General features: G+C 54.0%; 15 protein-coding genes and 1 tRNA gene. 4 read left to right on the top strand and 12 right to left on the bottom strand.

Annotated elements, in window-relative coordinates; translation table 11 throughout:
- Nucleotides 1-168: 168 nt before the first annotated feature.
- On the top strand, nucleotides 169-2,679 hold the full coding sequence (locus N5098_RS04070; protein WP_267636417.1) for a tetratricopeptide repeat protein: 2,511 nt from the start codon (nucleotides 169-171) through the stop codon (nucleotides 2,677-2,679).
- 118 nt (nucleotides 2,680-2,797) lie between these two features.
- Here the strand turns inward: N5098_RS04070 and N5098_RS04065 are convergent, their stop codons facing one another.
- The 3 genes from N5098_RS04065 to N5098_RS04055 form a co-directional block, all read right to left on the bottom strand.
- The gene (locus N5098_RS04065; protein WP_267636416.1) at nucleotides 2,798-4,120 is read right to left on the bottom strand and encodes an MFS transporter; all 1,323 of its coding nucleotides are present in this window, start codon (nucleotides 4,118-4,120) and stop codon (nucleotides 2,798-2,800) included.
- Between the two features lie 674 nt (nucleotides 4,121-4,794).
- Nucleotides 4,795-5,067 (bottom strand): DUF7513 family protein, encoded by a 273-nt coding sequence (locus tag N5098_RS04060; RefSeq protein WP_267636415.1) that lies wholly within the window; start codon nucleotides 5,065-5,067, stop codon nucleotides 4,795-4,797.
- A complete protein-coding gene (locus tag N5098_RS04055) occupies nucleotides 5,064-6,617 on the bottom strand; it encodes a Na+/H+ antiporter NhaC family protein (RefSeq protein WP_267636414.1) in 1,554 nt (517 codons plus the stop codon). Before N5098_RS04055 ends, N5098_RS04060 begins: the two co-directional genes overlap by 4 nt.
- 327 nt (nucleotides 6,618-6,944) lie before the next feature.
- On the opposite strand from N5098_RS04055, the gene N5098_RS04050 reads away from it, so the two are divergent.
- Nucleotides 6,945-7,697 carry an IclR family transcriptional regulator gene (locus tag N5098_RS04050; protein ID WP_267636413.1) on the top strand — a complete coding sequence of 251 codons (753 nt, stop codon included), beginning with the start codon at nucleotides 6,945-6,947 and terminating at the stop codon, nucleotides 7,695-7,697.
- A 133-nt stretch (nucleotides 7,698-7,830) separates the two neighbouring features.
- Here the strand turns inward: N5098_RS04050 and N5098_RS04045 are convergent, their stop codons facing one another.
- Complete coding sequence (locus N5098_RS04045) at nucleotides 7,831-8,070, bottom strand: hypothetical protein (RefSeq protein ID WP_267636412.1); 240 nt, start codon at nucleotides 8,068-8,070, stop codon at nucleotides 7,831-7,833.
- 593 nt (nucleotides 8,071-8,663) lie between these two features.
- On the opposite strand from N5098_RS04045, the gene N5098_RS04040 reads away from it, so the two are divergent.
- Entirely contained in the window at nucleotides 8,664-12,836 is a 4,173-nt protein-coding gene (locus tag N5098_RS04040) for a tetratricopeptide repeat protein (RefSeq protein ID WP_267636411.1), read from the top strand.
- Nucleotides 12,837-12,969: 133 nt separating this feature from the next.
- Here N5098_RS04040 and arcD read toward each other — a convergent pair whose 3' ends face one another.
- The 7 genes from arcD to N5098_RS04005 all read right to left on the bottom strand — a co-directional run bounded on the left by arcD (nucleotide 12,970) and on the right by N5098_RS04005 (nucleotide 19,139).
- Nucleotides 12,970-14,424 carry an arginine/ornithine antiporter ArcD gene (gene arcD / locus N5098_RS04035; protein WP_267636410.1) on the bottom strand — a complete coding sequence of 485 codons (1,455 nt, stop codon included), beginning with the start codon at nucleotides 14,422-14,424 and terminating at the stop codon, nucleotides 12,970-12,972.
- A gap of 548 nt (nucleotides 14,425-14,972) precedes the next feature.
- Nucleotides 14,973-15,046: transfer RNA gene (locus N5098_RS04030), tRNA-Thr, on the bottom strand.
- A 112-nt stretch (nucleotides 15,047-15,158) separates the two neighbouring features.
- On the bottom strand, nucleotides 15,159-15,626 hold the full coding sequence (locus tag N5098_RS04025; protein WP_267636409.1) for a GNAT family N-acetyltransferase: 468 nt from the start codon (nucleotides 15,624-15,626) through the stop codon (nucleotides 15,159-15,161).
- A 46-nt stretch (nucleotides 15,627-15,672) separates the two neighbouring features.
- Nucleotides 15,673-16,242 (bottom strand): CBS domain-containing protein, encoded by a 570-nt coding sequence (locus tag N5098_RS04020; protein WP_267636408.1) that lies wholly within the window; start codon nucleotides 16,240-16,242, stop codon nucleotides 15,673-15,675.
- A 128-nt stretch (nucleotides 16,243-16,370) separates the two neighbouring features.
- Nucleotides 16,371-17,132 carry a GTP cyclohydrolase III gene (locus tag N5098_RS04015; RefSeq protein WP_267636407.1) on the bottom strand — a complete coding sequence of 254 codons (762 nt, stop codon included), beginning with the start codon at nucleotides 17,130-17,132 and terminating at the stop codon, nucleotides 16,371-16,373.
- Between the two features lie 119 nt (nucleotides 17,133-17,251).
- Nucleotides 17,252-17,860: a hypothetical protein gene (locus N5098_RS04010; RefSeq protein WP_267636406.1), complete on the bottom strand. Its 609-nt coding sequence runs from the start codon at nucleotides 17,858-17,860 to the stop codon at nucleotides 17,252-17,254.
- Between the two features lie 202 nt (nucleotides 17,861-18,062).
- Entirely contained in the window at nucleotides 18,063-19,139 is a 1,077-nt protein-coding gene (locus N5098_RS04005) for an archaeosine biosynthesis radical SAM protein RaSEA (RefSeq protein ID WP_267636405.1), read from the bottom strand.
- A gap of 63 nt (nucleotides 19,140-19,202) precedes the next feature.
- Between N5098_RS04005 and N5098_RS04000 the strand changes: the two genes are divergently transcribed.
- Nucleotides 19,203-20,138: a phosphotransferase gene (locus N5098_RS04000; RefSeq protein ID WP_267636404.1), complete on the top strand. Its 936-nt coding sequence runs from the start codon at nucleotides 19,203-19,205 to the stop codon at nucleotides 20,136-20,138.
- Between the two features lie 2 nt (nucleotides 20,139-20,140).
- Here the strand turns inward: N5098_RS04000 and N5098_RS03995 are convergent, their stop codons facing one another.
- On the bottom strand, nucleotides 20,141-21,268 hold the full coding sequence (locus tag N5098_RS03995; RefSeq protein WP_267636403.1) for a methyltransferase: 1,128 nt from the start codon (nucleotides 21,266-21,268) through the stop codon (nucleotides 20,141-20,143).
- Between the last annotated feature and the right edge of the window lie 298 nt (nucleotides 21,269-21,566).

Below are 21,566 nucleotides of genomic sequence, written 5' to 3'. Positions count from 1 at the left end.
GTGTCTCCCACAGGGTAGTTACTGCTGTATTCGGCACCCGGTCAAATATCGAAGCGTGGGCCACCGACTCCCCACTGCTGTCCGGTGGATTAGGGGCGTCCTGTAAAATTGGAGTCTACCGTGATGTTACTCATAAACGTTTATTTCACACAGTCAACAATTTCCTGCATGATGACCGCTGTTCCGATACTCACGTCGCTAGCACGACTGGCCTGGGAACGTTCGGCCACGGAGACAGACCTTCGGTTTGATGACGACAGTATCGACATCGAGGACGCGGTTGCCGATCTCGAACCCGGTTTGAGTGAGGAGTTGGAGGCCACGTTCTTCGAGGCCCTCGAACGGACAGACGAGCGACTGTCGATCATCACTCGTGAGCGGCTAGTCGTGGACACTGAACCGCCCGAAGCCGTGTTCGACCTCGTTGATCAGTTTGACGAGGCGATCGCAGCGGCGATACCAGAAACAAACCGTCACGAACGGCGATATAGTGTTCTCAGCGCACTCGTTGCTGTGTTACGATCGCTTGACGAATCGGCAGACGGGATATGTCGTGTCGCGGCTGCTGGGACCGGGATGGAGCCGCCGACGACAGCAGCGTTACAGTCCAGTGTGAGTGAACTGGAGACACACCTCGAATCGACACTCGGCGACGGGCCGGCGGACGCCGACCAACGTGTCGAGACACACCGTCAGAGAGGCGAGACACAGTTCGATTCCGGCTCATTCCACGAGGCGGCGGATTCGTTCAGATCAGTGCTCCTGCTTGAGTCGGACGACGCGGCCGCTCACGCTGGTCTAGGCGCTGCGCTGGCCCGGTCCCGTGACCTCACGACGACCGAAGCAACACGGCGTCATCTGCAGCGCGCACTCGAACTCGACCCGGGAAACACCCGCGCGCTCCGTTATCACGCTAGTTTCCGGTGGGATCACGACGGCGAAGACGCTGGTCGGGACGCGTTCGAGCAGGCACTCGAACAGGCACCGACGAACGAACGCCTCTACCGGACGTACGCCGAACGGCTTCGGGATGCCGGAGAGCCGGACGACGCCGCCGAAATTTACGAACGTGGACTCGAAACTGTTGGGGCCGATCACGTTCTTAGACGATACTACGCGCGGTTTCTCGCCACACTGCAGCGGTTCGATCAGGCACAGGCGCAGTTCGAGCGAGCTATCGAAGACGATCGTATCGACCCCGTCGCGCGCATCTGGTTCGGGCATTTTCACGATCAACGCGGGATGCCGGAGCTGGCTCGTCCGTATCTCGAAGCGGGATTCGAGATGATCGACGCCGGGTTCGGTGACGTGGATCTGGATACGTTTTTGCCGTCGCTGGTCAGACTCGTCGAAATACTCGAGCAGGTCGGTGAGGACGACGCCGTCGTCCGCTGGTGTGAGTACGCACTCGACAATGGAGACGAGATTTCAGACAACGAAGATGCGCTACAGACTTTAGAAGAGCGCTATAACTCACATCGGCCGCCCGCAGACGACAGTACAGGGTCGACCGACGAGACCGAGACCCCGACGGAATCGGAGACAACCGACGAGATGTCTGCCAACGGGAATGCGATGGCCGACACGGACGCGTCACTGGACGAGCAGGTGGCGGCTGCTATCGAACACGACACCGGAGATATAACCGACCCCGACACGCTCGCTGAGATCGGACATAAGTATAGGAAAACGGAGGCCCAACCCCTTGCGAGTGTCTACTTCGAGCAAGCACTAGAACAAGATCAGGGACACGCCAACGCACACTTCGGGCTGGCAAGGCTTGCGAGTGCCGCTGATCCGCCGGACAAAGAGGCGGTGTATCACCACTACAAACGGGCGATAGAACGCGACCCCGACGCACTCGAGATACGACGACTGTTCGCCGATACACTCGCAACGTGGGATAACCGCGACGTGGCTGAGACACAGTTTGAGGCGGCACTCGATATCGACCCGGACGATCCGATGACTCGCTGCTGGTACGGAAGCCACTGTAAGTCGTGGGGCGATACCGACGATGCCCGGACACACCTCGAACGGGGGCTCACTGCTGACAAAACACGCGATGAGCTAGGCACGTGGGCAGCGATTACCTGGGCAACGGCGCTCGTCGAGTTGTGCGAGCGCGACGGTGATAGCGCGGCGGTTCGGGAGTGGTGTCGCTACGGCCTCTCGGCGTGTGACAACGAAACGCAGCCACCGGGGACCGAGAAACAGGAACAACTCGAGGAAACCCTCGAACAGTACGCCGATACTGTCCCGACGCCGTGGAACCGCCGAGACGACTCGAAGTTCGAGCAGTGGTGGTATCTCACTGTCAACGGAGATTCGGCGAACGTTGTTGTCTCGGTCAACGGGACAGAACTGGAGTGGACAACTACCAGTTCGTCATTTAGCCTCTCTTTGCCACTGAATGAGATAGTCGACGACGACCTCTACGAGATCGAGGTGACAGTGCTTCGGACTATCGTCGAAGACAGCTACGACGGGAGTCAGTACACCGACTGTGTCAGTGAACCAGATGAGCTGTCAGTCGACATCGCGGTCAATTCGTATGCCGCCGGAGAAGTCGTGAACACGCTTGACGACGAAAGCATCATGGAAGCGTCCTGTGATCCGGGGGCAACTGAAACGCTCCCACAGACGGTGGCGCTGACACTCGACACCACAACAGAGTAACGAGAGATTGGGTCCCTCCACGACGGCACTCAACGACGTAGACGGTCCCGTCTCGATATCGGACAGTATTCCAGCTTTATGCTCGACCATGAGGCAGTGTACCCGTCTTGGCAGGGCTTCAAGATTCGTCTGACACAAAATCCAAGTCAAACGTCTCGGAATCGGCCTCACTAATCGCCGGAATCTGACGGAGCCGAGGTCGCAGCGCGAAGTAGAGACCGACAACTCCGAAGCCAAGCCCAGCCAGTCCCATTGTTGTGGTGGTGCCTAGTAATTCGGCGACGCCACCACCAATCAGTGACCCAAGCGGGAGCGTGGCCGTCGAGGCAGTCCCTTTGATCGAAGCGATGCGTCCGAGCAAGTCAGTCGGGAACACCGTCTGGTTCAGCGTGCTGGTTAGTACACCATTGATGCCGGGAGACACCCACGCGAGGCCGAACAACACGACCGTGAGGAAAGGAGAAGTCACGTAGATTGACCCGACCCAGAGACACGCCGAGCAGAGATAGGAGACTGTCACCAGCCAACCATAGGGCACGTCGTCGAGGCCAGCTGCGACCACAGATCCGACGAGTCGCCCGACGCCGAGTGCACCCAGCATGAAGCCATAGAACGCGGGACCTCCGAGCGATTCGCCAAACGAAGGTAAGATAGCAAGTGTGATGCCGACAGCAAAGTTGAATATGGCCGCAGTCGCCATCAGTTCGATGAATACAGAGCCACGCAGGATGTCGATGCCTATTCGCAGGTCGGCGACGTAGGCCTGTAGGACTGTCTGAAGAGTCGTTTCATCGCTCTGGGCTTTGTCTCGATCGCCGCCACCCCGGACGCGTGGAATTGTCATTCCGAGGAACAACACGCCTGCGACCACGAACGTAAACGAGTCGAGGACCAACAGTGCTGTCGCTCCAAAGACAGCGATGAACAGCCCGCCGAAGGCATCGAATATCATATCCAGCCCCAGTGTAATCGTCGAGAGCGCGGAGTTACCCTTGGATAACTGCTCGTCGGCGACGATACGGGGCAACAGTGTCGATGGGATCGGGAACATTAGCAGCGCGAACAGCGACAGCGTGGGGATTGTCAGGAATAGTAGACCCACTGTTAGATTTCCAGTGTACGACGCAAGCGGCAAGACGAGGAGTATTACCCCCTGAACGAGCTGTGTTCCAACAAGAATGGGTTTGATTGGGAATCGGTCGATTATCGGGCCTGCAATGATCTGAAGCAGATACGGCAACAGGAGCATCGAGCTTGCAAGCCCCGTCAGGAACGTCGATTCGCTGAGCTCGAAGACGAGCCACAGTGTGGCAACAGAGTACAGACTGTCCCCAGCATTCGTGACGAACTGGCCCATGAAAAACCGGAGAAAGTTCCGGTTGCGCCAGATGGGTTGGTGCTTCTCAGACGTATCTTGCGTCGAGTCACTGTACCCACTCATCGGAACACCTTCTGGATAGACTGACGACTACTTGGGGGAAGAGATCTGGTTTGCGTGCGGTTCGATGTGTGGTCTGGGTGGACCACACTGAGCTGACGAATACGCTGGTCGTTTCGGACCAGCTGGTTGGATAGCGTAGGCATATGCGTGTGGATAGCTGGAAGAATTGCAACTACGGCAAACGTAGTGAATCGACCCGAGTGCTGCAGCTATCCAACCAGAAGTGCGGCCGGTGGCGACCGCGGACAGTAAACAGGACGAACTGTTGTGCAGCGGGTCATCTGCTCTTGTTCTACTGATTCTACTTGTTTCTATTAAATATGTGGGTCGTGTTTCAGCACCCGCCACGGTCGTCGTCCGGTACAAGCACAGACTCACCGCCCTCGCGGTCTGTAGATTGTCTCTCTCTGGGCGACAACTCGACATGCGGTGTAGCGCCAGGTCTATACAAGGCTCTGTCCGATACAAGCTGTCACAAGGTACGTCCGTCGAAGCGGCAGTCGGGACGTAAGGTTTTCTCAGGACCAACAGCACGCACCCATAGCAGGTTCAACAGTGTCTCGACGGCTAGTGGCCCACCAGCGACCATCACCTGCTTTGGGTAGCTGTTTGCTTGTGTTCTCCACGGCAATTCTCTGCTTGCTGGTGGCTGTTATCCCGACACGCTGCGTTGTCTACCACGAACTCTGCTCGATTGTTTCAAGGTGTATCGCTGCTCCACGGTTCTGTGCTGTGTCATACTGCTCAACACGAGCGAGAACACGGCAGCCGACCAGATCCTTGGTTGCGTCGGTGAAACGGAGTTGGCTCTGGCCAACACGAGCGAACACCTTGTCGCTGTCCTCATCGTAGTCAGTTACGTACACCTCAATCTCTTCGCCAATATCGAACTCTGGCTCGCTCGTGCGGAACGTTGCACCAACCAGAAACCGGCTGAGAAGACTCATACGCGACTCACCTCGCTGGATTGTCGGTCACTAGTGTACTCCAGTCCAAAGCCAGTCAACGCCGAGAAAATGAAGACTCCGAATAGGAACCACCCTTGGAAGACAAACGGCCAGACCTCAATCGGATTGACGATCATCGACTCGGTGAACCATTCGTACTGGCCGGGCAACCCTTGCATCGGGGCGAATCCAACGAGAACGCCGCCGGCCCACGGGAAGATGTATCCCAGCGCGGACGTATTTGCGTCGAGAATATTTGCACGACGATAGGCGTTGATGTTGTACTTCTGTCCGATACGTGCGATATACGGTGCGATAGCAATCTCTGCTGCAGTATTGATTGTGATCATGGAGTTGACAAACGCGGTCCCCATGACCATCGTCATCTCTGCTTTACGCACGGTTGTTGCGACGTTACGCAACAGGAACTCCTGAATGGCGGCAAATGCACCACCGCGGATCATGATTTCGGAGCCTGCAATGATGAGCAAGACCAATGCAATAAGCGGGAAAAACCCTGCAGCACCGTTGTAGATTGACCCACCGACGCCAGCGTTCCCTGCTTTAACGATGGTGACGACAGGGAGGGAACCAGCCACATCAGAAGCGATCGAGGTCTCCGGGACACTGAAGAGAAGAACGTCGCTAAGTGGTGCGAGCCCAAAGACGATGTTGAACAGGATTGCGACAATTAGCCCCCATGAGATTGCTTCGATGATGTGTCGTCCGAGAACGGCGGTCACGATGACGACCAGCATCGATACCAGATGGACGAGGCCAGCCGGTGTACTGTTCGACAAGAAGATATCGCGTGCCTCCTGTGATATCTGAAGACCAGACATTGCGGTCCCAGCAAATAGATATGCAACGACCGTCAGCACTGCAGCGACAATTGCGTATTTGAATCGTGATGAAACAACGCCGCCAATATCAGCATCTTGCGTAACCGCACTGACAATCGTTGTGTCGCTTACTGGTGCAAGATTGTCACCAAACACAGCCCCCGAAAGTATCGATCCAAACATGAGGATTGGATTAGCGCCAAGCAAAATGCCGGCTGGGAAAAACAGTGTTGTGAAAGCAACGACTGTCCCGTACCCGCTGCCGATACCGGTCGCAAGCAATCCGGCCAGCAGGAACGTGATTGCCGGAAACGCAACCGCACCCACTGCCAGCGTGTCGGCCGCCCAGACAAGTCCACCGACGAACCCCCCTGCTTGAATTGTACTTGAAAACATGCCAGCCCACAGCCAGGCGACAATGGTTGTCGCCGTGACCCGTTTCGTCATTCCATCAAAGATGGTGTCAGCATAGACTTTCCAGTCACCTTTGACGAAAAACATACCAACAATCAAAGAGATCAACATCCCAGCGACTAGTCCGGTCGTATCGCTGATTCTGAACACGCCGCTTTGCAGAATCGCCCATAGAATAAAAAGCAAGATTGGGATGGCACTCATCCAGCGGCCACCGTAAAACGTCAACTGTTGCTCATTGGTTTCTCCGATCCCCTCTATATCTGTACCAGCTTCGGTTCCAGGTTCAGTCATAGGTTTGGAACACATCCGATATGAGTGGCAACGGTTACAATAATAGCCGCGTTCCGGAAACAAATGAACTGTTGTCGGGTTGGCTGGACACTTCTGTTCAGAGGCGGGCAGAATTGTATATAAAAGTTCAGTTCTGGCGAAATAGAGCACCAAGCCAGTCGAGCGAAACAGGCCTCGTTCGAATAGAGGCATATATATTGGTTAATAGCTACCAAAATATTATTATGAGTTATTCTTTTATTATTATTCATGCGGTATAGATCTGCTTTTGGCGTAGCTCTTTGTCTATAGCCGGACTTTTTTATGAGGGTGACTGTACACACTGGTATGGTAGACCCAGACAGGGATGGTCTCCAGACTACAACTACCTCGCTGGAAATAGTCGACCTTATCAGCGAGATGGAAGGGGCACGGATGAGCGAACTTGCCAGGCGTCTGGACTGCTCAACAAGTACAGTCCACGCCCATCTTCAGACACTACTTGAACAAGAATACCTGATCAAACGTGGAGAGCACTACCTTTTAGGGCTGAAGCTGTTTCACCTCGGTGAGCAGGCACGGACACGAAACGAGTGGTTCGATACAGTCCGGACAACAGTGACCGCCCTTGCTGATCGGTCTGGAGAAGAAGCGGGCTTTGGCGTCGAAGAACATGGGCGTGTTATCACGCTGTTCAATTTCGCTGCGAATCGCTCGACGAAAGGGTTTCAGGTTGGCCGATACTTCTATATGCACAACTCAGCCGCTGGGAAAGCAATCCTCTCACAGTTTTCAGAGGCTCAGATCAATGAGATACTGAATCACAGGGGTATGCCAGTCGAGACAGACAACACAATCACGGACCGACAAACGCTCTTTGAGACCCTTGATGATGTCCGCGAGCGTGGCTATGCAGTCAACGATCAGGAGTCGATTGAAGGTGCACGGGCTGTTGCAGTTCCAGTGACAGATCCTCGTGACGATGTACTCGGGGCACTTGATATATCAGGGCCGACATATCGGTTGGCCTCAGACGAAGAGCTGGCAGCGATGATATCTGATGCCGTCGAAGAGCTAGAGCGCAAACTCTACTCACGGTAGCAGACTCTGAGCGACTTACCCGACGGTGACAACCGTGTTTTCTGTTCGATTGGGACCAACTGAATCAATAGCCGCAATTGCGACAGTATCTCTCAAAACCAGCTGTACTCAGTTGTCCGACCGGACCCCAAGGTTACTCGTCACGCTCGGCCAGCATCTGTTTTATCTCTTGTAGCTTGAAGTACGAGGCAAGGCTGAGTATCGTTACGGGCCAGAAACCGACAAACTGGCCGCGCTGTTTGTCACCGCGTACGTAATAGAAATACAGGGCAAGGGCAACCGAACCGATAGACGCCAGCACAGCGGGGGTAATGCCGTCAGCGGTGGTTCCTTCTGTATTCTCTATTTTTGTTTTTTCAGTTGGGTTACTCACGTATCTTACTAGGTTCGTACAGGTAAATCACTTCCTATACCACGGAATATGCTAGCTTGGCTCAAAAAGACACCATTTACGACGATAAAGCCAATCCGTGAGCGTGCAGATACGACCGCGTTAGATACGTATTTGCAGACTCTCAGGCCTTATTGTTTCGACAGTAAACAAATCGCAGTATGTCTCCTCTTTCGGTCCAATAAGCGTAGGGCTGTCCTGATAACGAACAGTCGAGAACTCGCAGATACTCTCCAACATAGCCCCGACGGTATTCAACATCGAACTCACCGCTTCACGAGAGGCCAAACTGTTTCACGTCTACAACACCGCATATCAGTATGGAGGACCTTGACCCGGATACAGCAATGGTTGTTGCTGGCGTCGTAATCAGCTTAGTCGCCGCGCTGGAGTTTTATCCAGCCTGGAAAAACACACGCGAGCAGTGAGACGTATCAAGCCATTTGAGCGAGCCGTGTCCATGTCGTATTCACTTACTAAGAGTAGAGAATCGGTGCTATGGTATCTATTAAACACCGCCAGTTGAGTCGAAGATAAGTTTTTAACTGCGTCTTAATAATGATAAAAGAGAGATTATGGGAAGAGGTGGTGAGAACCGGAGTAACGGCGGTGAGAGTGCTATACTTGATATTATGTCACATGACGATCTTGCGGAAGGGGTAACTACATTTGCAGATGTTGTACTGACACTCTCTGAAGATGGTGTGATTCGAGAATGTGTAGATACTGACCCATCGACACTTGAATACGAGACCGAGGAGTTAGTCAATTCCCCGGTAACAGCCTTGTTCGCTACGGACGCAGCCGTCACAAACAAGGCAGACTGCCACACAGCAACCGAGCTAAAAGTCAACATTCTTGAGAGCGAGCAAACGGAGTTCACCGCGCCAATCCAGACAGGTGACGGAGCTGTTGAATTACTGTCGTTCATCACTATCCCTCGTCAGTCAAACCCAGGAATGGTTTGTTTTGCACGAAGCAAAGAAGAGTTACCCGAACACACCCGCGCCCCGAGATTGATTGATTCGATTGCCGATCCATTGTATGTGGTTGATACAGACGGACAGCTAGAGACGGTAAACGAAGCAATGGTCGCATATACCGGCTACAAACGAGAAGAGTTGCGTGGCCGTGATATCGAGGAGTTGCTTCCAGCTGGCCACAAAGCCAAGAAGTTGCTACAGACCAACGAGTTTGAGAATGAGTCCAGTTCGTTTTCTCGGCAGGTCGAGGTAACAATAATCACAAAAGATGGTGATCGAATCCAGACAGAAGCACACGTCAGCAGTATAACTGGCGAAGATAGTGATACTGCGGGGTCTGTCGGTTTGTTACGTGATATTCGAGAACGTAATCGTCGCGAACAGAACCTGGATCTACTCAAGAAAATGTTCTCACGCGTATTTCGGCACAATATTCGAAATGAGTTATCTGTCATTACCTCACGGGCAGAGATTCTTGCCAATAACCACAGCAAGGAGATACAAACGGAGGCAACAGACATCATAGCATCAGCTGAACGTATCGAGAACCACAGCCAGAAAGCACGAACCATCCAGGGAATTGTCGAGACAACACAGTCTACGGAAGTCAATCTGGGAGAAGAGCTACAGCGTACTGTCGAACGAGCACAAGAAGACTACCCAGCTGCAGAGATTACTGTTGCGGAACCACCATTCACTGTATACGCTCATCCGAACATCGGGATGGCGTTCAAGGAACTTATCGAGAACGCGATTGTCCATGCGACCAATCAAGCAACCGTCGATATCTGGTTCGACAAAAAGGAGCAAGCACGAACTGTGTATGTTGAGGACGAGTCTGGTGGACTCTCTGAACACGAGATGACGATGCTGCAAAGAGGTGACGAGACTGAGTTGGAACATACGAGTGGTGTTGGTCTCTGGCTTGTCCGCTGGCTTACGGAATACTCGGATGCGGAGCTGATTATTCATCGAACAGGGTCGGGGACGCTAATGGGAATCCGGTTTCCAACCGACGAGACCGGAAGGCAGGGTCGGGCGACGGAGCTTGGCCAGCCACTCACAAAAGCGCCTGCCCATGTTCAGGACACTTCCGTTGAACGGGTTCACGATGAAACCGTTATCGGACGGGTAGAGCCACGACAACAACTCGAAGAGATATACGCTACGGTAGAGCGCACTGGCGGACAGACAGTGTTAATTACCGGGGAAGCCGGAATCGGCAAGACAACACTGGTCCGTCAGTTCAGAGAACAACTGTCCGAGAGCGGAGAACAGGTGGTCGCCACCGGTGTCTGTGATGAAGGCGACCAGCCGCCGTATCACGCCTTCAGACAGATGCTCGATGATTTGAACGATGTCGAGGAAATAGTTCAAACGCTCAACCAGCCGGTAGAAAGTCCGGTTGAGGATGCTGAGGACGTGACGGCAAAAAAACAGGCGATGTTTGCAGATGTCGCAGACGGGTTGCGAACGCTCGCAACAATGCAGCCAGTTGTACTGGTAATCGAAGATTTACAGTGGGCTGGTCAAGGAACAGTGGCCCTGTTCAAGCATCTTGTCGACGAAGTTGGAAGCTGGAGCTATCCGGTCATGTTTCTCAGTACATATCGGACTGGCAATATAGTGGCTAATACTCCTGCTCTCGAAATCGCTGAGTGGACATCTGAGGCAGGCCGTGGGACAGTTATCGAACTAGACCCATTAGAGCGAGAAGCCGTGCAGTCGTTGCTCGTAGATATTCTGGAGATACAAGACATGACAGAGTCGTTTGTCGAGTCAGTCTACAACCATACAGGCGGAACACCACTTTTCGTTAGCGAAATAGCGAGACACCTGCTGGAGACATTCGAGCCAGAGACCCACGCTGACCTTCCAGAGCATCTACACGAGATAGGAATCCCTGAAACGGTCGACCAAACAGTTACTGAACGACTTGAAAGGGTTCCCGACTCAGTGCAACCAGTACTGGAGACCGGTGCGGTTGCCGGAGGCGGGTTCAGATTTGATTTGCTTCAGGAGGTAACTGAGTTATCAACCGAGGGACTTGTCAGGGCAATCGAGACACTGGTGAGACGGCAGATTTGGACACAAAAAGCTGGCACAATCGAGTTCTCACATGGCGTCGTGCGCAACCAGGCTGTCGAACGAATTGACGACGGAGACCTGCCCGAAAAACATCGTCACGTTGCAGAAGCAATCGAGACTGTCAAGCAAGCAAATATCGATTCCCATGCTGGGCAGTTGGGGTATCACTACGAACAGGCTGGCCAGTATGAAACAGCTGTGTCGTATTACCGAGATGCTGGGGAATACGCTGCGGGGACCCATGCATATGACGAGGCAATCCAATACTATGAGCAGGCACGGGCACTCCTCAAGCAAGCTGATTCGACTGACAGGACCCAGCTGAAGCAGATATATATCTCCTTAGCAAACATCCATCATAGCCTGAGTGAGTATGACGCAGTCCTGGGACTGACAGATGTCGTCGACTATACTACCCCGTCACAGTCTGACTGTCAGCTAGTGTTTCGGCAGGCCACCGCCGAGGTGAGCCAAGGACAGTACGAACAGGCACAGAAAACAGCGAAGCAACTGCAGGAGTTAGCAAACGATTGTGATTCCGGGCGGTATCTGGCTGAATCGATCTATCTTCTTGGTCGGGTGAAATTTCATCAAGGTGATTTCACAATGGCCCGTGAACAGTATAAAAAGGCGCTACAGAGACTCCCAGAAGATAAGGATCAGTCGAGAAGACCCCAGATTGTCAACGATTTGGGCCTGAGTCTGTGGCGTCTCGGCGAGCTTGAGCAAGCAAAATCTCACTTCGACACCGCGCTTTCGATTGCACGAGAGAGCGACGACCGCATGCTGATTGCAGCAACACTAAACAACCAGGGAATCGTCGCGACAGAGAAATCTGAGTATGATCGCGCTCGGTCGATAATCGAAGAGAGCTTAGCTATCACCAAAGAGATACGCGATAAGCGTGGTACTGCATCACGACTGGGAAACCTTGGTCGGATTGCGTTCAAAATGGGGCGATATCAACGAAGCGAACAGTATTACGAGGAGAGCCTCACAGTCTCACGAGAGATTGGCAACCGGTTCTCCGAACTACTTAATCTCAACAATCTCGGAGATGTATATCGAAGACAAGGACGGTACGACCAAGCCAGAGAGTATTATGAAGCTGCCGAACCAATTGCCAAAGAGCTAGATAGTACTGGACAGAAAATCGAGAATCTACGTGGACGTGGGATATTAAAACAAAAGCGCGGAGAACACACAGCAGCAGTTCACTCTCTCAAAACGGCCCTTGATTGTGCCGAGGAGATTGACAACCCCACAGACGTATTTGAGGTCCGGATCGCACTGGCGAAACTCAAGCTGGATGAAGGCGAGACGAAGGCTGCACGACAACAGATTAGGACTGCCCGCCAACTCGCCGAAACGCTTGATAACCAACACAGTATTGCTCTTTGCGATGAAATTCGTGGGCGCATCGAACAGACCGACGGCAACACCGAATGTGCGGCCGAAAAGTGGACAGACGCAGTAGAACTATTTCACGAAACAGGAGTAAATAATGATGCACTCAGGACAATAAAACGGCTCGTTCGTCTACACAGTGAACAGGGGAACACGGACGCGATAGATTCCTGGTGTGACCGTGCGGAGACGCTGTTAGCGACTGCTCACGAAGAGATAAAAGCGAGACACACCGATTGGGTCGTTAGCTGTCCTAACAGAGCTGGGTAAAGGTGTAGCCAGAGTGTCCCGGTTGAACACGGCGTTCGTCCTCTCGTTTTGGCTCCCTTGCTATTTATTCATACACGACAGAGTTTCAGAGACGCGAGCTCGGGTACAGTTGAGTAGATTAGACGGGGAGTAGTCAATCGTCGGCCACTGACGATGACTCACCAGCAGTAATCTCAGTTCTTTCCCCGTACCGCCCACCAAGAAGCGTCGTTGCAAATAAAACGAGTGGTGAAAGGAACGCAAAGAAATAGTACGGGACGTATTCAACAGTTCCCACACCGAAGGCAGCAGACATGTAGACCGCGCCAGCGTGCCACGGGAAAAGCGCACCAGTTGGGGTCCCTGCAGCTTCAATTGCCTGTGATAGGTCGTCCCCGTTTAGCCCGTATTCGTCGTAGAGATTCCGAAGGGTGAGCCCCGGGACAACAATACTCATGTATTGCTGGGCAGAGAACGCGTTGACGAAGATTGCAGAGACGCCAGTTCCGACGACGAGACTACGCGGGCCTTGGATAGCCGATGCGAGCGCGTGTGCAAGTACTGCAAGAACACCAGTTCGCTCTAGAAGTCCGCCCAAAGAGAGTGCTGCAACCACGACCGAAATCGTCCAGGCCGACCCAGCAAGGCCATCGCTGTCCAGTAGATCTGTGACGAGCTTTACGTCAGTAACGGGACCCGTCCCGTTGAGGAAGATATCCCATGCAGCGGTGAACGTGGCACCCTGTACAAGGATTGTCGTAACGACCCCAGCGAAGACGCCAGCGACCAGCGTCGGAAGTGCGGGGACACCGTAAAGCGCCAGTCCGAAGGTAACAATTAGCGGGAGGAAAACTAGCCCCGAAAGGCCGTAGGTCCCGCTAAGGGCGGTCTGTATCTCAGCGACGCGCCCGGCTGGAATCGTTCCACCAGCCTGCAGACCCAGCCACGCATAGAGAAGCACTGACAGACCAAACGCCAATAGAGTCCCGTTACGCATCGCGCGGATGTGATCGTAGAGGTCAGTATTAGTAACTGCAGCCGCGAGGTTTGTCGTATCTGACAGGGGAGATTGCTTGTCCCCCGCGTAGGCACCCGAAAGGATTGCACCTGCCGTCATCGGTTCAGGTATACCGAGACCCGAGCCGATGCCGATAAATGCGACGCCAAGAGTTCCCGCTGCCGTCCATGACGATCCGACCGAAAACGCAACGGCCATCGAAAGCAGCGCTGTCGCTGGGAGAAAGACATTGGGAGTCAATACCTCCAGCCCGTAGTACATGAGCCCAGGAATTGTTCCGGCACTAATCCAAGTCGAGATGAGTGCGTAAATCACGAACAGAATAAGGATTGCTTGTAGTCCCATCAATAGGCTATCCGCGAGACCATTATAGAGATCATCCCACGAGTAGCCGAGCCAGTATTTACCGACCGCACCAGTCAGCACAATACTCCAAAGAAGCGGCCCATGTGGTGCTAGTTTCAGGTAGCCGGATCCGATTCCAAGGAACAAGATAACACCGAGGATAGGGACAAACGCCTGTAACAGACTCGGACGCTTTGCATCAGGAATGTCTTGGTACGTTAGCGGTTCGAAGTTTAGTGTTGGCATGCATCCTCTGTTATATTACTTTGGTGTATTAATGTTTTGCTTTATATTCGTGCAGTGCATGGAACTTGGTACCGAATCTCACAACAGCTCAGCTCTGTCTCATCCTTTAGTAGTCGCTGTCCGGGAGTATAGAGTCACTTCTTGACGTAGCACAGCCACGAGTATTTCCTGGATTTTGGTCGGTCACAGGGCGAGACAGCTGGGAGACAACCGTCGAAGAGCGTGTTCGCAGTATTCACCGCGACGAAACCGGGTTATCGTCGATACTCGTAACCGAGGAGGATATCGTAATCGAAAACCCAGAGCGTGCCGGCCAGATTCATCGCCGACTCGAAAACTCAGAGAGATAGTTTCCGAATTGGTGAAGGAGAACTGTTCCTGTGTGATATGCGTGCCATGACGCCCGCACAGCAGCCCACACGAGAGCGCACCAGACTAAAACGAACCTGACCGTGGTCCAGCCGAGGGCGAAAAGACGGGAGAAAGCAACGATATCCAGTACTGCTATAGATCTGTTCGTCGTCGAGAGCTTTGAACTGAGAACGTTAAGCCAGGGGTGGGATTTGAACCCACGTACTCCCGATTACAAGTCGGGTGCTTGAACCACCCAAGCTCCCCTGGCGCATTTTTCTGTTGAGGGTCGCCCTTTGAGTGTGTATCGCTTTTCGTCGGCTGTGTGAACTATTCACAAGAGCGTGGCGTTTGTTCCGTAATGAAGACTCCTATTGCCGTGATTATTGTCTCTCACCGTCTTTGATTGTCTTTTCGAGCTCTACGCGGTGTGGTTCGTAGTTCTGTTGTCGGTAGAACCGTCTCCCGGCTTCGTTTTTTGCCATAACCTCAAGTGCGATTACATCGACACCCTGTTGGCCAAGTTCTTGTTCTGCCTCGTGTAACAACCGCCCACCGACGCCCTCGTCTCGGTACGCTGGCTCAACGTAGATATTTTCGACGATGCCACGGCGAACATCCTGTTCGTATCCGCCAACCTCGACAGTAAACATGACAAACCCACAGATTTCGTCGGCTTGTGCGACCAGCAGCCGTTCGGTGGCGATATGGTTACAGACTGATTCACGGATTCGCGCCTGATTCTTGTCGACAAGAAGGTGCGATTCAAACCGACGTTGGCCCTCCGCCAGCGAGAGCCACATTTCCACGAGTTGGTCCGCCACAGAGAGTGAGGGATTGAATACGTCCATTGGGAACCTCTATTGCACTGTGGTCACTGCTACCCACCGCGAGTCCTTATATCGCTCGGCAGTCTGAGCACAGAAGCTGACCATTAAATACCGTAAGGTCGCTGGCAAATGTTCCACAACCTTCACAGATACTTTGGTCTTGAAACCCGCCGTTTGTGTCATCGGCAGTTTCTGGCTCTGTGTCACTCTCTCGTCCGACAAGCACTTGTGCTTCCTCAGTGTTCTCAGTTGCCGTATCCATGGTATGTGTCGCAAGCAGGTCGCGCTCAGAGACGATTCCAAGCGGTTCAGTACCGTTGGTTACGACAAGTCGACCAGACTCTTGTGTAGACATTCTGTCCGCTGCGACAGCGATGTCCACCCCCGGCGACACACTCGGGACGCTTTCAGTCATCGCATCGCTAACAGCCGCCTCCGCAGGGTCCGGCCCCTCTACGAGCAACGCAAGTACGTCTTCGTGAGTCAGGACACCGATGTGTTCGCTCCCCCGCTGGACGACGGCTGCATCCACGTCGTTTCGCAACAGTAACTCAACAGTCTCGACCAACCCATCTGACTCGCTAACCCCAACATATTCTCGGTCCATTACGTCCTGAACCGTCACATCCCTATTCATATATGGTACTATTTGACATACTGGGGCAAAAAGATACCTACAGTACGTTTATACCTATACCACACGTAGCATAGTAGTTGGAACCTGTATTTACTGTTTCTTGCGTTTAGGTTGCGATCGGGTAGTCACTAGAAATCTAGTTCAACTGTCTCCCCAGTTGCACGACAACTCTCTAGTGCGTGCTTTGCATCCATTCCTGCATCAGCAGGATTTTTGCCCTGACCGACGCCGACCTTGAGCTGTACATTGACTGTCTCACTGACGTGGTCTACAGCATCTTGATAGGCGTCGTTCCCAAGCTCAGGACAGACGGCAATGATGTTGTCACCGCCGACAAAAAACGAGAGCGAGTTATGTTCGTGGCGCATATACTTCATCAGTTCGGCGTAGCCTTGCTCAATGTTGATAAACGTATCAAACTCGTTGAGTTGGTCGGTGTATTTCTCGGTCGCGTTATCAACATCGAAATGAGCTAACTGCACGTCATCGGGCTGTCGAAACTCCTCGTCGATAACCCGCCCTTTGAGTATCTCCCGTCGGTGTTTGTCTTGTGCACTTCCTTCCTCCTGAAGCAGTTCCGTTGCTGTCCCAAGAGCAGTGACCGGACTCCGTCCGGTTGCAACACCGAGGCTCATCGTCACAGGATAACGGTTCGACACAGACTCCTGAATGAGCGCGTGGGCATCCATGTCAACGCCGTTCGAGACGGCAATCATGTTGTCGAACCGGGTGAAAAAGACGTAACCATTCCGGTTGCCAAAGAGTTGCGACAGGTCCGCGTATAGCCGAGACTGGAGCGTCTGAAGGTCAACTTCGCGTCGGGGCTCCGGTGTCACAGTCCATGGACCGTAGTTATCTATCTGGATATGGGTAACCTGCGTGTTCGTCACGGATACCCTACTGTTTGGCGTGGGCGAGTATCTTTCTTTGGAAACGGCCTAATATCATCGGTGGTTCGGTCAGGGTGGTTGCGAACAGCAGTGTCAGCGGGCCAAAAAGTGGAAGGCTATCACTTGGCGTCATGACTACGATACTTGGTGGTATCCACATACACTGGAATGTCATCGTAGTACTCGTACTCCTTGAGCCAGATTGTTGTCTTGACGAACGCAGGTGCGGTATTGACCACAGTATCGAAATGTACAGGGTCAGGAGTATCTTCCGCCGTTTCGCCGATGTACACAGTGAACTGAGCGCCTGTACGGGGACCCGGTCCCCCGATTCCGGATGCCAGCCCACTCGTATTGTCAAGCGTCGTACGTACGGTCTCGATAGCAGCCTGTCCACCGACATCCGCTGCGACCAATCGTCCCCAGTCTTCGAACGCGTGGGACTTGTACTTGGGTTCGCCTCCAACGTATCCGACAACAAAATCGACGGTTCCATTCTCGTTGACGCGCACTTCGTCATCATCGTCGAAACGCTCACTAGCAGAAATCGGAGCACCACCACCACATCGATATCCAACATCAGCATTCGGGTCAGGACACGACGACGGCAGAGTATCCTCGCCGGAAGTGGAGTTGTCAGTAAATCCGTCTCGGAGAACGGTCACACATCCCGAGCAAAAGGCAAGGGTCCCAACACCACACTTGCCAAGGTAACTGCGCCGGTCCATACGGCCACTATCGCCACATCACGTATTAACGATTTAGGTGGCACAAACAGGGGTTTAATCTAGTTACACAGGCAAGCCCCACGAGAAGATATTTCGGAACAGACAACTGCTGTGTTCCGAATCTGGCAACGGAGTCTGTGGTAGGCATCTGTTAGAAAGAACAGGAGAAATCGTCACTGCATACAACACGAGAAGGAGACAATCAGCGCGCAAGCGGCATCGAGTAGCTTCGCTCACGTTCTTGGACGGCTTCCCAAGTCGCCTCACAGTCACAAGAGACCTGCTCGAACACTGTGGGGTCCTGCCGGAGATTGAAGTCCTTGATTGCACGTTGGACGCGATCATCACACTCACCGCAGTTGTGCGGGCCACGGTCGCTTCCGTGGCCAACGGGGTCTGAAACGACAATTACGTCCTCTGTAGCCGTCCGATCAAGCACTTCGGCGACACTCCAGAGCCACGGTGGGCGGTAGCCATCACCGAAATAAAGGTCTTCAACCATCGTGTGGCGCTGGATGTTACAGGGATTCATCGAGACAGTATGACAGCCGTCGACAGCACCACAGCGCTTGACAGAGCTAACCATGTCTTCAAGCGCCTCCGACTCCGAGAGGAACGCAGGTTTCATCAGGAGATATGCTTTGATTCCAGCACCACAGGCAACGGCGGCTTCGGCTGCGCGCTCGAACTCAGCAAAGTCGAAGTACTTATTCACACAGTCATGCCGTACCCGGTCGGTGGCCGTCTCCAGTCCGATTGCGACGTCAGTTTCGACACCGTGGTCAGTGAAATCGGTAATCTTCTCGCGGTCGACAAAATCGGGTAATGACTCGACAACCATGCGGTCTCGGTCAGCAAATGTCTCAGCGATAGCCTTGCGTGTCTCTGCGGGCACCTCACGTTCGTCGAGGAACGAGCCGGATGTGTAGATTTTTATTTGGCCTGCTGGTTCATCGGCATTGTCTGCTTCGTGGTCGAGACACTTCTGGACCTGTGTCATAAGGTCTTCGTGGGCAACCGTACCACCCTCGACACTCTCGGCGACGTAGCCACACATCGTACAGCCACCCGCACGCGCCCACCGACAACCGCCAGTGTTGAGAATGATGGTAAGGGAATTGTAGACACCGTCAGGTGTGTTGTCCTCGTCGAGCCAGACCCGCGTGGGCTCAGTCGGGTCGTAGCTCTCGTCTTTGCGAGAGCGAATCTCTCGCATCGCTTGGTTGTGGGCGTCCATGCCCTTGCCCTCTTCGTAGACCTCGGGGCTTGGCTTGCTCATTACCGCCCGATAGCGGCCCAGGAACTAAACCCTCTGCGATTGACCGTTCAGGAGAGTGACCGAGTGGACGACGAGTACATTGGACGAATTGCTGAGACAGAACTGGGCGCGAGGCTAGCCAGTATCTCGACGGTTCCCGAGGGCTTGCTCCACGAGACGTACGAACTGGAATACGAGGATGAAGCCTACGTCCTGCAAGTTTCCCCTGCTGGGGAACGACGGAACGAGCTTCGTCGTGGCCTTCAACTCTACCAACATCTCCAGGACTCCAGGATACCCGTTCCGGATGTGGTGACCGAGCAAATCCGGGACCACGATAGTGACACCTACAGCATCGTGGAGAAACTCCCTGGCGAGTCGGCCAAAGACAACATTTCGCCGGAGCGAGTTCTCGCTGCAGGCCGATATCTGGCACGCATACACGACACTTGGACGTTCGAGACGACCGGATGGATAGGGTTCGAGGATGAGGACCTGACCGTTCGTCAGTTCGAAGAAGGTACTCAGAGGAGACAAATCGTCGAGAGAGTACGACAGTATTCGACACTCCTTGAACAGAACGGCCTTGAACCCGCGGGCAAACGCGTAGCAAATCTTGTCGATCCTCTGAAAGAGGATCTCCCGGGCGGGGGGTCGCCAGTGCTCTGTCACAACGACTACAGCCCCGATAACATCCTCTACCGGGACAACGAGATTACCGGCATCCTCGATTTCGATAGAGCAATCGCCGGGCACGGCCGCCGCGACCTTGTCAAAGCGGCAAACGCCTTCTGGATGCACGACCCCTGTGTCGACTGGGAAGTCCGGGAGAAATTCTACGACGGCTATCGTGAGATTCGTTCTCTTGACGACAGGTTTGCGGACAGCGAACCGCTCTTCAGGGTCGAGACACTGACAGAGATTGTCGGTGGCATGGTCGAGCTCGGAGAGCTCTCGGAGTACGAGGCAGAGTTCTATACGGAGCAGATTCTGGAAGCCGTCGGCCGACTCGACCTGTAAACCTACTCCGAGCGCACCGATACGACAGTGTGTTCAGGACCTGTCTCCCGGCCGACAATGCGGCCAGCCTGTTCCAGATACTCGTCAAGGTCCAGTGAGCGGTGGTGAACGGCCCAAAGAGTTCCGCCAGCCGCGAGAACTCGTTGCGCGCCAGCAAACAGGTCAGAAAGAACGCCGCTACCGGCGTGCGTCGGCGGGTTACACAGGATGCGGTCGACCGTGTCCTCGACGCCTCTGAGACAATCCGCGGTGACAACCCGACCGTCGACGCCAACGGAATCCAGTGTTGCTTCGGCACAATTAGTTGCTCGCAGGTTTTCGTCGGTGAGTATCACGTCGGCATCGGCAGTGACTGCGGCGTACGTGCCAACCGGACCGTAGCCGCAAGCGAGGTCCAGCACCGTCTCGCCGTCCTCGACGGTTGCTGTTTCAAGGAGGAGTCGCGTTCCGTCATCGAGTTTTCCTGTCGAGAACAGCCCCGCTTCGGTGACCATTGTCAGGTCGACACCGTCGACGCGGGAGGTGATTGTCCGAGACGTGACGAACTCGGGTGCGTCGACCTCTCCTGGTCTGGTCGCCTCGACAACGCGACAGCCCCCCTCCTGGCGCACTGTTCGGACCCGAGGCGCGTGTTCGTTCAGACACGTTTCGTACCGCTCGATGCCCGCCGACCTGTCCCCAGCGACGTAGATCCGTCCCCCATCTCGGAGGCACGAGAGCGCGTCGATGATGTTTTGTTTCCCAACTTCGAGGGGTGTGTAGGGTTTTGGTGCGTAGCAGACGGTATCAAACGTGGCGTCGATATCGGCGGGAGAAACGACCAGAGACACGTCAGCGGACGCACCGTTTCGGTCGATGTTCTTTTCGGCGAGACGGGCGGCCCGGGCACTCGTCTCGGTCATCGTAATGGTCGTCGCCGTGGCGCCGAGAACGCTCGGGATGACACCGTAGTTCCCCTGAACGACGAGCATGTCTCCGAGCGAACGCTCCCACAGCGTTTCGAGCAACAGGAGTTCGGGTTCACGAAACGAATCGGATGAGTGCAGTCCGTCGACAGTACTGAACTGGTATCTGTCTGGTCCCTCCGGAACCTTCGACTCTAGCGAGAGAGACCGCGGTACGTGAGTCATTGCTTCCACCCCCCATCCGAGGAGCAAAGCGGCAGTGGCGGTGTGTGTGTCCGTCTGCAAGTACTTGAGAGACGATACAATCGATGTCGTGTGATGAACTGCATTGATTTGGGGCGTACATGGCTGGACAGTCTGTATGCTGGACTTGCCTGCCCTCAGCAAAACGCCACGAATCACAGTCCCTAGATTGTGTTCTAGATTTGACTCGCGGCATAATAGCTACAGAAGGGCACGCGAGTCAGTGACCGAAAGCGTAATGTCACCCGGGAAACCGTTGCACGGCCCCCTTGGAGAGACA

It is taken from the genome of Halovenus rubra (assembly GCF_026586665.1).
In the GTDB taxonomy this organism is placed as follows: domain Archaea; phylum Halobacteriota; class Halobacteria; order Halobacteriales; family Haloarculaceae; genus Halovenus; species Halovenus rubra.
This window is presented reverse-complemented; position numbering and strand designations above follow the sequence as displayed.